The following is a 13,763-nucleotide window of genomic DNA, read 5'->3' as shown; positions in this document are numbered from 1 at the left end:
AGAGCCGCATGACCCTGTCGACCACCCCGTCCTTCAAGCCCAAGACCGCCATGGTTCTGGCCGCCGGCCTCGGCAAGCGCATGCGGCCGATCACCTCGACCATTCCAAAGCCCCTCGTCGAGATCCGGGGCAAGGCGCTGATCGATTACGGGCTCGACGCGCTGGCCCGCAACGGCGTCGAGCGCGTCGTCGTCAACGTGCATTACATGGCCGATCTGATGCGGGCGCATCTGCGCAAGCGCAAGGACATGGAGATCATCGTCTCCGACGAGCAGGACGAGTTGCTGGATTCGGGCGGCGGCATCGTCAAGGCGCTGCCGGAGCTCGGGTCCGAGCCCTTCTACGTGATCAATTCCGACACGTTCTGGATCGACGGCTACCGCGACAATCTCGACCTGATGGCGCATCTGTGGAACCCGGCGCGCATGGACATGTCGCTGCTGATCGCCGACATGCAGCAGGCCACCGGCTACGACGGCAAGGGTGATTTCGTCATGGATGTCGAGGGCCGGCTGACCCGCGTCGAGGAGCGCGACATGTCGCCCTTCATCTATGCCGGCGTGGCGATCATGAAGCCCGAGATCTTCGCCGGTATGAAGCCGGAGAAATTCTCGCTGAACCGCGTTTTCGACAATCTGATCGACGCTGACCGTCTCTATGGCGTGCGGCTTGGCGGCCTGTGGATCACGGTCGGAACGCCCGGCGCCATCCCGCTTGCGGAGGCCGCCTTCATCGCCAGCGCCGCCGCCTGACGAATTGCGCAGTCATCAACGGTTTACCGTTGCAAAACAAACAGATCGTCTCGCTGAACACTTATTTGTGTTTGCATTCCGAAGGCTGCCGTTGAGCCTTTTCTAACGCACCGGCCCGCAGGGTGCTGTCTGAGCACAGGACGGGTGGACTCGATGCGGACAGACGGTCATTTCGCGCTGCAGCAGCTGCAGACCGAAATCCTCGAGGCGATTGCCCTGGGTTCGCAATTCGACGTCATCGCCAACCTGCTGTGCACGCGCGTCGAGAGTCTGGCTCCCGGCGTGACCTGCTCCATTCTCCTCGTCGATGAGAACCGCCGGCTGCACTCGCTGGCCGCCCCGTCGCTGCCGGCGCATTACTGCGAGGCGCTGAACGGCCTGGAGATCGGGCCCGGCGTCGGCTCCTGCGGCAGCGCGGCGTTCAGGGGCGAGCCGGTCGAGGTCACCGACATCGCCACCGATCCGCTCTGGTCCAGCTTTGCCCGGCTTGCCCTGCCGCTGGGCCTGAGGGCCTGCTGGTCGAGTCCGATCTCCGATTCCTCCGGCCGCGTGGCCGCGACCTTCGCCTTCTATTATCCGGTCCAGCGCGGACCGAGCGCGTTCGAGCGCCAGATCGTCGATGCCTGCGTGCATTTGTGCACGATCTCCATCGCGCACACGCAGATGCAGCAGCACAACCATCACCTTGCCTATTTCGACCAGCTGACGAACCTGCCCAATCGCCGCTGTTTCGACGAGGCGATCACCACGCTGGCGCTCGGCGCCGCGCCGAGCTTCGCGCTGATCCTCGTCGATATCGACCATCTGAAGTCGATCAACGATTCCATGGGCCACATGGTCGGCGACCGGCTGATCCGCGAGGTCGCCCAGCGCCTGCGCGACAGCGACTCCGCGGGCGTCAGTGCCGCCTACCGGCTGAGCGGCGACGAGTTCGCGGTGGTCTGCGATCGCTGCCGAGACCATGACGAACTCGCGCAGATCGCCCACACGATCCGCCAGCGCATGAGCGCGCCCTTCGAATGCAACGGCAACATGATGGTGCCGCAGGTGACGCTCGGCGGCGTCGTCTATGGTCCGGACGGAAGCGACGCCGAAACGCTGCGGCAGAACGCCGATTTTGCGCTCTATCATGCCAAAGAGACCAATCGCGGCAGCTACGTCGCCTTCGACGCCGGCCTGCGGACGACGATCATGCAGCGGGTCGAGACCATCCGCGAGGTGGACCAGGCGCTGTCGGAAGACCGGATCCTGACCTACTATCAACCCGTCGTCCGGCTCGACACGGCCGAGATCGTCGGGCTCGAAGCGCTGGCGCGCATGGTCATGCCCGATGGGCAGATCGTCGCCGCGGGCGCCTTCTCGGCGGCCTTCTCCGACAACAAGGTCGCCTCGCGCATCAGCGAGCGCATGTTCGCGCAGATCGCCCGCGATCTCGCGACGTGGATCGCCCGCGGCCTGCCGATCCAGCATGTCGGCATCAACCTCGCCCCGGCCGATTTCGAATCCGGCGATCTGGAAGCGCGGTTCCTCGCGCCCTTCAAGGCGGCCGGCGTGCCCTATCATCACCTCGTCGTCGAGGTGACCGAGAACGTCTTCCTCAACGGGCTCGGCGAGGATGTCGCCGAGAGCCTGGCGCGGCTTCGCAACCTCGGCATCCTCGTCTCGCTGGACGATTTCGGCACCGGCTTCGCCTCCCTCACCCACCTGCTCAAGCTGCCCGTCGACATCATCAAGATCGACCGCTCCTTCGTGGACCAGATGCTCACCGATGCGCCGAGCAGCGCGATCGTCGAGGGGCTGATGGGCATCGCCGACAAGCTGGGGATGCGGGTCGTGGCCGAGGGGATCGAGAATGCCGGGCAGGCCGAACGGCTGAACGAGCTCGGCTATGTTCTCGGCCAGGGCTACCATTTCGCCCGCCCCGCCGATTTCAACAGCACCACCGACCTCCTGCAGCTCTTCGCCCAGCGCCAGTCGCAATCGCCGGTCGTCGCGAAGGGCTGGGCCGAGGCGTCCTGAAGCCGGCACCACGCGCCGCTAGACCCCCTGCGAACCCCCACGCGCAATCGCGCCGCGCCGGCAACTGGCCCGTGCGAATCGTCAGGGCTTGGCCTAGACTCGGTCCATGACCGCCAACCTGTTTTCGATCCCGCCGGGACGGCCCTTCCTTGCCACGCTTGCCGAAGGCCTGCTCGAGGGTCGCATCGTGCCGTCCTTCCGCTACACGGGAGATCCAATGGCCTTGGCCGGCGCGACGATCTACGTGCCGACCCGACGCGCCGCGCGCGCGCTGGCCGGCGAATTCGCCCGGCTTCTGGGCACCGGCAGCGCCATTCTTCCGGCCATTCGGCCGATTGGCGAAAGCGACGAGGCCAGCCAGTTCGCACCCGAGGGCGAGCGGCCGTCGCTGGAACCGACCATGGGCGAACTGGAACGGCGTCTGCAGCTCGCGCGCCTCGCCCGGCAATGGCGCTCGGTGACGCGCGGTCGCGAATTCGAGGCACTGATCGGCGAAGAGGCCGTCTTGCCGGCCTCCGCCGCCGACGCCCTGTGGCTGGCGGCCGATCTCGGCGCGCTGCTCGACGAGGTCGAGACCGAAGGCACCAGCCTCGGCAAGCTCGCCGGCCTCGCCCCCGATGCCCTGTCCGACTGGTGGCAGCTCACCGTCACCTTCCTGTCGATCGTTACCGAAACCTGGCCAAAGGCGCTGGCCGAGGCCGGCCGGGTCAGCGAGGCGACGGCCAAGAATGTCTGGCTGCGGGCCGAGGCCGAGCGGCTGCGGCGCGATCCCGGCACCGGCCCGGTGATCCTCGCCGGTTCCACCGCCACCGCCCCCGCAACCATCGAACTGATGCACGCCATCGCCCATCTCGAGCAGGGCGCCCTGGTGCTGCCCGGTCTCGACCGGCATCTCGATCCGGAGGCCTTCGCCGCGATCTCTCGCGAGGGGGCGATCTCGGCGCCCGGCCATCCGCAATACGGCCTGAAGACCATCCTTGCCCGCTTCGCCCTGCCACCGGAGGCGGTGACGCATCTGGCCCCGAACGAAGAGCCTGCCCTGACCGCCCGCGAGGCCTTCGTTGCCGATGCGCTGCGCCCCGCCGAAACCACCCATCGCTGGCGCGAGACGGCGCGCGATCATGGCGCGGAGGCCCTGGACGGTCTCGCTCTCGTCGAGGCGAACGATGAGCGCGAGGAGGCGCTCGCGATCGCCTGCGCGATGCGCGCGGCGCTGGCCGATCCGGATGCGACGACGGCGCTGATCACCCCGGATCGCAATCTCGCCCGCCGGGTCGTCTCGGAGCTTGCCCGCTTCGGCATCGCCGCCAATGATTCCGGCGGTCGGCCGCTGGCGGCCACGCCGCCCGGTACGCTGCTGACCACCCTCGCCGCCGTTGCCCTGCAGCCGGGCGACCCGATCGCGCTGATCGCCCTGCTTAAACATCCGCTGACCCGGCTCGGTATGCCGGCTGCCGAGGCCCGCCGCGCCGCCCGCGCCATCGAGATGCTGGCGCTGCGCGGTTCGGTCGGCATTCCCGACGGCGCCGGCCTCGGGACCATCGTCGCGGAGCGGCGCAGGATGCTGGAGACGGCGACCCACATGCCGCGGCCTGTCCGCATCCTTCCCGAGGCCGAGCGCGAATTGGCCCAGACCATGGCCGACCGTCTGGAGGTCGCATTGGAGCCGCTGTCCGCGCTGCGCGACGGGACCGAACGCGAGATCGCGGCCTATGCGACCGCGCTGACACGCTGTCTCGAAGCCGTGGCGGCGGATGCCGATGGTGACGCCTCCGAGGTCTATGCCGAGGAGGCTGGCCGGGCGATGGTCGAGTTCCTGAGCGACATCGTGCGGGCGCCCGACACCGGCTTTGGCTTCGCGTCCCGCGAACTCGGCGACGTCATCGACGCGCTGATCGCCGGCGTCACGGTCAAGCCGCGCGGCGGCCTCTCCGCCCGGGCCTTCGTCTGGGGCACGCTGGAGGCGCGGCTGCAGAGCGTCGACATGGCGATCCTCGGCGGCCTCAACGAAGGCACCTGGCCCGGCGGCACCAAGAGCGGCGCCTTCCTGTCGCGGCTGATGCGCCGCGAGATCGCCCTCGACCCGCCAGAGCGGCGCATCGGCCTGGCCGCCCACGATTTCTGGATGGCGATGGGCGCCCGCAAGGTCGTCATCACCCGTTCGCGGCGTGCCGGCGGCGCCCCGGCCATCGCCTCGCGCTGGCTGCAGCGGCTGACGACGCTGGCCGGCGAGGACGGCACCGCGCGCCTACGGGCCGCCGGTCAGACCTATCTCGATCATGCCCGCCGGCTCGACGATGCGCCGGCCGATGCCGGACCGGACATCCGCGCGACCCGCCCCGAGCCGCGCCCGCCGCTGGAGCGCCGGCCGACCTCCTATTCGATCACCGACGTCGAGACGCTGATCCGCGATCCCTACGCGATCCATGCCCGCAAGATCATGAATCTCGAACCGCTGCCCGAGCTGATGCGCGATCCGCACGCCGCCGAACGCGGCAATCTCTTCCACGACATTCTCGGCCGCTTCGTCCAGCGTGGCCACGATCCCGACGGGGGCGATGCCGAAGCGGAAATCCTCGCCATCGCCCGCGAGCGCTTCGACGAGGAAATGCTGCCGCCGGACATCGAGGCGGTGTGGTGGCCCCGCGCCGAAGCGCTGTGCGCCAACTTCATCGCCTGGGAACGCGAGCGCGGGCCCCGTGTGGCCGCGCGCCATGCCGAAATCGGCGGCGCTTACGACTTCACCGACCTGGCGACGACCCTGCGCGGGCGGGCCGACCGCGTCGATGTCATGACCGACGGCTCGACCGAGATCCTCGACTTCAAGACCGGCACGACGCCCTCGGTCTCGCAGGCCCGCGCGCTGCTCGCCCCGCAGCTGCCGCTGGAAGGCGCCATGGCCAAGCTCGGCGCCTTCGCCGACGCCGGCACCGCCTCGGCGATTTCCGACCTCGTCTATGTCCGCCTGCGCGAACGCACGCTCTACGAGGACCATCTCGCCAGCGATGGCGGTCGCAAGGGCGAGCCGATCGATCCCGACGCGCTCAGCGACGAGGCCCTGGCCAAGTTCCGCGGCCTGGTGGCGAATTTTCGCAACGCGGCGACCCCGTTCCGCTCGCGCACACGGCCCTTCGTCGCCGGCGATTTCTCCGGCGCCTACGATCATCTGGCCCGGGCGCAGGAATGGTCGATCGGCGCCGACGAGGGCGGCGACGGCGGCGAAGGGAGCCCGGCATGAGCGGCTTTACCGGCATTGCCGAAACGACGCGGCTGCAGGCCATCGCCGCGGACCCCGAACGCTCGGTCTTCGTGTCGGCCAATGCCGGCTCCGGCAAGACCCATGTCCTGACCGAACGCGTCGTGCGGCTTCTCCTGTCGAAGGTCGAGCCGTCGAAGATCCTCTGCCTGACCTACACCAAGGCGGCGGCGGCCGAGATGTCGGGCCGCGTCTTTGCACGGCTGGCGAAATGGGCGACAGCCGAGGATGCCGATCTCGCCGCGGAGATCGCCCGGCTCGACGGCAGGCCGCCCACACCGGAAAGGATGATCGTCGCGCGCCGTCTCTTCGCAGAAGCGCTGGAGACGCCGGGCGGGCTGAAGATCCAGACCATCCACGCCTTCTGCGAGGCGATCCTCCACCAGTTTCCGCTGGAAGCGAACGTTCCGGGGCATTTCGAGGTTCTGGACGACGCCGAGAGCATGGCGCTGCTGGCTGAAGCCCGGCGGCTGCTAATTACCGGTGCGGCGCGGAAGGCACCGGGCGAAGCCGCCTCGGCGCTGGCGGACGCCTTTGCCTCGGCACTGACGCTGGCCGGCGAATGGGGCCTCGATCAGCTCATCGGCGAGATCGTCAACCGGCGCGACGCCATCCGGCGGCATCTCGACGAGGCCGGTGGGATCGATGCGGCGATCGCGCTCCTGCGCCATGCCCTCGGGCTGGAGCCCGGTGAGGACGAGGCCGCGATCCTCGCGGCGGCAGACGATGCGCCCGGCTTCGACGCGGCCTTCTGCGACAGCGCCATGAGCCTTGCCGCCGCCAGCTCCAAGCCGACCGACGCCAAGTTCCACGACCGCCTGCAGGCGCTCCGGGACGCCGGCACGCCGGACGCGCGGCTCGCCGCGTTGAAGGCGCTGTGCCTGACGGCCAAGGGCACGCCCTACAAGCCGTCGAGCGTTGCCACCAAGGCGGTGGCCGACGCCCTGCCCGACTTCCCCGAGCGGCTGCAGCAGCTGGCCGACCACGTCCAGGCGATCGACGAGCGCCTCGCCAGCCTGCGGCTGTTTCGCGCCAGCGCCGCGGCGCTGGTGATCGCCGACGCCTTCGAGCGCGACTACGCCATCCTCAAGCGCCGGCGCGGGCGGCTGGATTTCGAGGATCTGATCGTGCGGACCGCCGAGCTCCTGACCCGCTCGGCCGCCTCCGCCTGGGTCCATTACAAGCTCGACCAGGGCATCGATCATGTGCTGATCGACGAGGCGCAGGACACCAGTCCGCGCCAGTGGCAGGTGATGCGCCAGCTGGTGGAGGAGTTCTTCGCCGGCGCCGGGGCCCGCGAGGTTACTCGCACGGTCTTCGCCGTCGGCGACGAGAAGCAGTCGATCTACTCCTTCCAGGGCGCCTCGCCGCGCATGTTCGCCGATGAACAGCGGGCCATGCGGCAGCGTGCCGAGGCCGCCGAGGCCCGCTTCGAAGAGGTGCGGCTGACCCAGTCCTTCCGCACCGCCGCCGACGTCCTGCGGGCGGTGGACACCGTCTTTGCCGACGCCGAGAACCGCAAGGGCCTGTCGTCGGGGGACGAACCGCCGGCGCACCAGACCGCGCGGGGAGAGGCGCCGGGCCTCGTCGAGATCTGGCCGGTCTACCAGGCCGAGGAACAGCCGCAGTCGCGCGACTGGCTGCAGGCGATCGACTACGAGCCGGCCAATTCCCCGGCCAACCGGCTGGCGCGGCGGATCGCCGCCCAGATCGGTGACTGGATCGGCGACCCCATCGCCCACAAGGGCGTGGTGCGCCCGCTGGCGGCGGGCGACGTCATCGTCCTGGTGCGCAAGCGCTCCGGCTTCGTCGCCGCCATGGCCAAGGCGCTGCGCGACGCCGGCATTCCTGTCGCCGGCGCCGACCGGCTGGTCATCACCGACCATATCGCGGTGAAGGATCTGATGGCGCTCGGCCGGACCGTGGCCAATTTCGAGGATGATCTGTCCTTCGCCGCCGTCCTGAAGTCGCCCTTCTTCGATTTCACCGACGACGACCTGATGGGGCTGGCCCTATCCCGCGAGCGCCACGAGCCGCTGTCGCTTGGCCTGCGGCGGATCTGCGGACCGGAGGGACTTGCACGCGTGCCGGAGTTCGTGCCGGACGAAACGACCGAGGCGTTTCTGGCCAAATGCCGCTACGCGCTGACGCGGCTCGACGAACTGCGTGCCCGTTCGGGCTTCGAGACCATCTTCGCCTTCTATGCCCGCATTCTCGGCCCCGAGGGTGGCCGGGCCCGGCTGACGCGCCGGCTGGGCTCGGATTCCGGCGAGGTGATCGATGCCTTCCTCGATCTGGCGCTGGCCGACGAGGAAGCGGGCGAGCCCGGCCTCGACGCCTTCCTCGCGCGGCTGGCCGCCGCCCCGCCCTCGATCAAACGCGAGATGGAGCAGGGCCGCGGCGAGGTGCGGATCATGACCACCCACGCCTCCAAGGGGCTGGAGGCGCCCGTCGTCTTCCTCGTCGATCCCGGTTCGGCCCCGTTCAGCCACGCCCATGGCGCCCGACTGATGGAATGGCCCGACATGCCCGGTCTCGTGCCCGGCATGTCGCCGGGCTTCCTGTGGCGCGCCGCCAAGGATCTGGAGAACGACGCCATCGCCGCCCTCAAGGAGGCGGAGAAGGCGCGGGCCGAGGAGGAATATCGCCGGCTGCTCTATGTCGGCATGACCCGTGCCGCCGACCGGCTGGTCGTCTGCGGCGTCTCGGGCGTGCGCGGCCCGAACGAGAATTCGTGGCTGCAGCGGGCCCAACTCGCCCTGTCGGCGGAGTGCGAGCCGGTGACCGACGCCGACGGCGCGACCATTGCCTGGCGCTTCGGCGCGGCCGGGACGGGCGACAAGCTGGCCGCCACGATGGCCGCACAGCCAGCGGCGCCCGCGCCGCTCGACCTGTCGCCGCTGCCGCCCGAAATCCTGCCACCGCGGCCGCTGTCGCCGTCCTCCGCCGGCGAGGGCACCGAGATCGCCGAGGACGATGCAATCCCGCCCGAGGCTGCGCCGGCCGTCGTGTCGCCGGTGCTCAGCCAGACGGGCGATCCGTCCTTCGCCATCCGGCGCGGCCTTGCGGTCCACAAGCTCCTGCAGGTGTTGCCGGAGATGCCCGCGGACGCACGAGAGGCGGCCGCACGGCGCTATCTGGCGACGGCCGCGCCGGAGATGCGTCCGGGCGATCACGACGCGCTGGTGGCCTCGGCGCTGGCCGTCATGGACGATCCGGCCTTCGCCCCGATCTTCGCCGCCGGCAGCCGGGCCGAGGTGCCGGTCGCCGGCGAGATCACGCTTGCGGGCCGCAGCTACCGCGTCAACGGCACGATCGACCGTCTCGCGGTCACCGCAACGCGGGTGCTGATCGTCGACTACAAGACCAACCGGCCGCCGCCCGCCTCGCTGGCGGAGGTGTCGCCGGCCTACATCATGCAGCTGGCACTCTACCGCGAGATGCTGAAGCCGCTCTATCCGGACCGGCCGATCGAGGCGGCGCTGCTGTTCACCGAAGCGCCGCGGCTGATCGCCCTGTCGGAAGCGGTGATGGAGCAGGCGGTCGCGCGCCGCCGGGCGTCCACCCAATCGGCAACGGAGCGTCAAGAGAACGGCGCCGTCGCTTGATTTGGCGCCAAGCGACTTCTACGTAACGAGACGAACAGGATTTAGGAGCCGACCATGGCCACGACAAAGATCGACACCAGCAATTTCCAGACCGACGTCCTCGGCAGCGACAAGCCCGTCGTCGTCGATTTCTGGGCCGAGTGGTGCGGGCCCTGCAAGATGATCGCGCCGAGCCTCGAGGAAATCTCCAGCGAGATGGACAATGTCCGGATCGCCAAGGTGAACATCGACGAGAACCCGGATATCGCCGCCCAGTACGGCGTGCGTTCGATCCCGACGCTGATGATCTTCAAGAATGGCGAGCATGCCGACACGATGGTCGGCGCGCAGTCCAAGTCGAAGCTCGTCGACTGGATCAACAAGGGCGCTGCCTGAACGGCTCAGCGTCCAGCGCCATCGCGATGAATTGAAAAAGGCCCGGGTCGATCGCCCGGGCCTTTTTTGTGTGATGGGCTCACAGACCGCAGGAGTTCAGCGCGGGGCGAGACCGCTGCTGGAGAGGACGTCGCCGACCAGATAGAGCGAACCGCAGATCAGGAAGCGCGGCGCGCGGCTGTCGTCCCAGCTGCTGGAGACCAGCCGGATCGCCTCCTCGACACTGTCGCAGGGCTCGGCGTCGAGACCCGCGTCGATCGCCGCCTCGGCCAGATCATCGGGGTCGATGCCCGCGTCCGACGAGCCGACGGGCACGGTGAAGACATGCCGCGCGATGCCGGCAAAGGACGCGAAAAAGCCGGTCGGGTCCTTGGTGTTGATCATCCCGACGATGAGGAACAGCGGCCGCGAGACCCGCTCCTCCAGATCGGCGAGGGTCTCGGCGATGGCCGCGCCCGCGCCGGGATTGTGGCCGCCGTCGAGCCACAGCTCCGAGCCCGGAAAGGCCGCCCGGTAGAGCGGCCCCGAAGCGATCTGCTGCATCCGTCCCGGCCATTCGACATGGGAAAGCCCCGCCTCGATCGCCTTGTCGGCCGGTGCGAAACCGCCATGGCGCAACGCGGCGATGGCGGTCGCGGCATTGGTCAGCTGATGGCGTCCCGGCAGTCGTGGCATCGGCAGGTCGAGCAGGCCGGATTCGTCCTGATAGACCAGCCGTCCGTGTTCCTCATAGGCGAAGAAGTCCTGGCCGTAGACGAGCAGCGGCGCCCCGGCGCGGTCGGCCATGGAGGTCAGCACTTCCAGCGCGATCGACTCGTTCTGCTGGCCCAGCACCACCGGCACGCCGCGCTTGATGATGCCGCCCTTCTCCGCCGCGATCAGTTCGACGCGGTCGCCGAGATAGGACTGGTGATCGAGCGAGATCGCGGTGATGACCGTGACGGCCGGCTTCTCGATGACGTTGGTGGCGTCGAAGCGGCCGCCGAGCCCGACTTCCAAAAGCACCGCGTCGGCGGGATTTTCCGAGAACAGCAGGAACGTCACCGCGGTGAGGATCTCGAAGACGGTGATCGGCGCGCCGGCATTGGCCTTCGCCGCGCGGGCCACGGCCTCGGCCAGCATCGCGTCGTCGACCAGGGCCCCGGGCTCGCCCTTGCGGCCGATGCGGTAGCGCTCGTGCCAGTTGACGAGATGCGGCGAGGTGTGGGCGTGCACCGCCTGGCCGTCGGCCTCGAGGATGGCCCGGCAGAACGCCGTGACGGAGCCCTTGCCGTTGGTGCCGGCGATGTGGATCTGCGGCGGCAGCTTGCGCTGCGGCTCACCGAGTTCGGTCAGCAGCCGGCGGATGCGGTCGAGCGACAGGTCGAAGCCCTTCGGATGCTTCAGCATCAGGGCGTCGATTTCGGCGGCGGCCAGCGAGGTCGTTGTCATCGGAAAGAATTACGCCAGTGCGGGGAGCGATGCAAAAAGGTCGCTCAGCCCGCGGCCTGCGATTCCGGCGTCTGGACTGGCTCGGACCCCATCGCCTCGACGGGCTCGGCCACGACCGCTTCCTCCTCGACGGCTTCGGCTGGCTGCCGGGTCAGCAGCTTCAGGAGATTGGCGATGGTCGGCCGCAATTCGTGGCGATGCACGACCATGTCGACCATGCCGTGGGCCATCAGATACTCGGCGCGCTGGAAGCCCTCGGGCAGTTTCTCGCGGATCGTCTGTTCGATGACGCGGGCGCCGGCAAAGCCGATCACCGCGCCCGGCTCCGCGATGTGGACGTCGCCGAGCATCGCGTAAGAGGCCGACACGCCGCCGGCCGTCGGATTGGTCAGGACGACCATGTAGGGCAGTCCCGCCTCCTTCAGCATCTCAACCGCGACCGTGGTGCGCGGCAGCTGCATCAGCGACAGGATGCCCTCCTGCATGCGCGCGCCGCCGGAGGCGGCGAACAGCACCACCGGGCGCCGCTCGGCGATGGCGGTCTCGAAGCCCTTGATGATCGCCTCGCCGGCGGCCATGCCGAGCGAGCCGCCCATGAAGGCGAAGTCCTGGACGATGGCCATCACTGGCACGCCCTCGAGGCTGCCGCGCGCCGCCAGCACGGCGTCGTCCATCTCGGCCTTCCCCTTGTATTCCTTCAGCCGATCGACATAGCGCTTGGAGTCGCGGAACTTCAGCGGGTCGACTGCCACCTTCGGCAGTTCGATGGTCTCGAAGGCGCCGTCGTCGAAAAACGCCTTCAGCCGGTCGCGTGCCCGGATGCGCATGTGGAAGCCGGAGGACGGCACCACCCACTGATTGGCTTCCAGATCCTTGTGGAAGACCATCTCGCCTGTCTCGGGACATTTGATCCAGAGGTTTTCGGGCACTTCGCGCGTGGCGAGGAGGCTCGAGATCTTCGGGCGAACGTAGTTGGTGATCCAGTTCAAGGCACTTGTCCCGTGGCAAAATCGGTCCGGCAGCCGGTGCCGGCAAGGGGCGGCAGCGCAATCGCTGCCGCAGGAATTAGGCGGTCATGCGTCCCTGTCGACAGGGCGCGTCACGCCCCGGACATGGTCGCCCGCTCAGGACTTGGCAAGATGGGCGGCACGCACGCCGCCGGCGATCTCGCCGACGAGGTCGCGCACGTCGCTGACCGTGCGGGCGGTGGCGCGGCCGTTCTCCAGCGACTGCTCGATCGCCTTGACGATCGCCGAGCCGACGACGACGCCGTCGGCGCCCTTGCCGATCTCGCGCGCCTGGTCGGCGGAGGTGACGCCGAAACCGACGCAGACCGGCAGGTCGGTGTGCTTCTTGATGCGACCGACCGCGGCAGCGACCTTGTCCGCATCGGGGGCGGCCGAGCCGGTGATGCCGGTGATCGAGACGTAATAGACGAAGCCGGAGGTGTTCTTCAGCACCGCCGGCAGGCGCTTGTCGTCGGTCGTCGGGGTCGCGAGACGGATGAAGTTGAGCCCACTCTGCAGAGCCGGCAGGCAGAGCTCGTCGTCCATCTCCGGCGGCAGATCGACCACGATCAGCCCGTCGACGCCGGCCTCCAGCGCGTCGGGAACGAAGCGCTCGACGCCGTAGATGTAGATCGGGTTGAAGTAGCCCATCAGGATGATCGGCGTGGTCTGGTCGCCCTCGCGGAAGGCTCGCACCAGCGACAGCGTCTTCTTCAGGCTCTCGCCAGCTTGGAGCGCCCGCAGACCGGCCTTCTGGATCGCCGGGCCGTCGGCCATGGGATCGGAGAAGGGCATGCCGAGCTCGATGATGTCGGCGCCGGCCGCCGGCAGTGCCCGGGCGATCTCCAGCGCCGTCTCGTGGTCGGGATCGCCGGCCATGACGAAGGTCACGAAGGCGGGGCGACCCTCTTCCTTCAGTGCGCGGAACCGGTCTTCGATGCGTGTCGTCATGTCAGGCTTTCGTCACCTCGGCGACCCATTGGGCGGTCGCCGCGTCCACGTAGTCGACCTTGAAGCCGAAGATCGCGGGCGTGTCATAGGGATGGTGTTCGCGGATCGCCGCCGCGCAGGCGTCGAACCGGTCCGCCGTGGTCTTGATCGTCAGCGGCCACTCGTCGTGGCGCTCCTTGCTGCCCTGCCAGACATAGCGGCTGTCGATTTCCTTGCCGATATTGACGCAGGCCGCGAAGCGGCCGTCGATCAGGACATGCGACAGTTCCCGCGCTTCCTCAAGCGAGGGGCAGGTGACGTGGATTTCGACGATGTCGGTCATGCAGGCTCGCTTCGCTCGCTGGCTCGTCCAGCGTTGTCAGCT

General features: G+C 68.8%; 9 protein-coding genes. 5 read left to right on the top strand and 4 right to left on the bottom strand.

What is annotated here, in order from left to right; all coding sequences use genetic code 11:
- Positions 1–8 precede the first annotated feature (8 nt).
- The 5 genes from N7I30_RS13110 to trxA all read left to right on the top strand — a co-directional run bounded on the left by N7I30_RS13110 (position 9) and on the right by trxA (position 10,010).
- The gene (locus N7I30_RS13110; RefSeq protein ID WP_230788885.1) at positions 9–752 is read left to right on the top strand and encodes a nucleotidyltransferase family protein; all 744 of its coding nucleotides are present in this window, start codon (positions 9–11) and stop codon (positions 750–752) included.
- 153 nt (positions 753–905) lie between these two features.
- A complete protein-coding gene (locus N7I30_RS13105) occupies positions 906–2,771 on the top strand; it encodes a putative bifunctional diguanylate cyclase/phosphodiesterase (protein WP_498639396.1) in 1,866 nt (621 codons plus the stop codon).
- Between the two features lie 106 nt (positions 2,772–2,877).
- Positions 2,878–6,009 carry a double-strand break repair protein AddB gene (gene addB / locus N7I30_RS13100; protein WP_498639394.1) on the top strand — a complete coding sequence of 1,044 codons (3,132 nt, stop codon included), beginning with the start codon at positions 2,878–2,880 and terminating at the stop codon, positions 6,007–6,009.
- Entirely contained in the window at positions 6,006–9,635 is a 3,630-nt protein-coding gene (gene addA / locus N7I30_RS13095) for a double-strand break repair helicase AddA (RefSeq protein ID WP_498639392.1), read from the top strand. The genes addB and addA overlap by 4 nt, the downstream gene beginning before the upstream one ends.
- Before the next feature lie 54 nt (positions 9,636–9,689).
- Entirely contained in the window at positions 9,690–10,010 is a 321-nt protein-coding gene (gene trxA / locus N7I30_RS13090) for a thioredoxin (protein ID WP_483213939.1), read from the top strand.
- A 96-nt stretch (positions 10,011–10,106) separates the two neighbouring features.
- On the opposite strand, the gene N7I30_RS13085 is transcribed toward trxA, so the two are convergent.
- From N7I30_RS13085 to cutA, 4 genes are all read right to left on the bottom strand, one after another.
- Positions 10,107–11,441, bottom strand: a complete 1,335-nt coding sequence (locus N7I30_RS13085) for a bifunctional folylpolyglutamate synthase/dihydrofolate synthase (RefSeq protein ID WP_187389944.1) — start codon at positions 11,439–11,441, stop codon at positions 10,107–10,109.
- A gap of 44 nt (positions 11,442–11,485) precedes the next feature.
- Entirely contained in the window at positions 11,486–12,430 is a 945-nt protein-coding gene (gene accD, locus N7I30_RS13080) for an acetyl-CoA carboxylase, carboxyltransferase subunit beta (RefSeq protein ID WP_498639389.1), read from the bottom strand.
- Between the two features lie 135 nt (positions 12,431–12,565).
- Positions 12,566–13,399, bottom strand: a complete 834-nt coding sequence (gene trpA, locus N7I30_RS13075; protein ID WP_498639387.1) for a tryptophan synthase subunit alpha — start codon at positions 13,397–13,399, stop codon at positions 12,566–12,568.
- Position 13,400: 1 nt separating this feature from the next.
- Positions 13,401–13,721 (bottom strand): divalent-cation tolerance protein CutA, encoded by a 321-nt coding sequence (cutA, locus tag N7I30_RS13070; protein ID WP_498639385.1) that lies wholly within the window; start codon positions 13,719–13,721, stop codon positions 13,401–13,403.
- Positions 13,722–13,763 lie beyond the last annotated feature (42 nt).

The sequence above is a fragment of the Aurantimonas litoralis genome (assembly GCF_026153195.1).
GTDB classification, from domain to species: Bacteria; Pseudomonadota; Alphaproteobacteria; order Rhizobiales; family Rhizobiaceae; genus Aurantimonas; species Aurantimonas coralicida.
This window is presented reverse-complemented; position numbering and strand designations above follow the sequence as displayed.

What these genes read in the sequence shown, in the direction of transcription:
- cutA (WP_498639385.1), bottom strand. Translation starts at nt 13,721, where the DNA reads ATGACCGACATCGTCGAAATCCACGTCACCTGCCCCTCGCTTGAGGAA.
- trpA (WP_498639387.1), bottom strand. Translation starts at nt 13,399, where the DNA reads ATGACGACACGCATCGAAGACCGGTTCCGCGCACTGAAGGAAGAGGGT.
- N7I30_RS13085 (WP_187389944.1), bottom strand. Translation starts at nt 11,441, where the DNA reads ATGACAACGACCTCGCTGGCCGCCGCCGAAATCGACGCCCTGATGCTG.
- addA (WP_498639392.1), top strand. Translation starts at nt 6,006, where the DNA reads ATGAGCGGCTTTACCGGCATTGCCGAAACGACGCGGCTGCAGGCCATC.
- N7I30_RS13105 (WP_498639396.1), top strand. Translation starts at nt 906, where the DNA reads ATGCGGACAGACGGTCATTTCGCGCTGCAGCAGCTGCAGACCGAAATC.
- N7I30_RS13110 (WP_230788885.1), top strand. Translation starts at nt 9, where the DNA reads ATGACCCTGTCGACCACCCCGTCCTTCAAGCCCAAGACCGCCATGGTT.
- addB (WP_498639394.1), top strand. Translation starts at nt 2,878, where the DNA reads ATGACCGCCAACCTGTTTTCGATCCCGCCGGGACGGCCCTTCCTTGCC.
- trxA (WP_483213939.1), top strand. Translation starts at nt 9,690, where the DNA reads ATGGCCACGACAAAGATCGACACCAGCAATTTCCAGACCGACGTCCTC.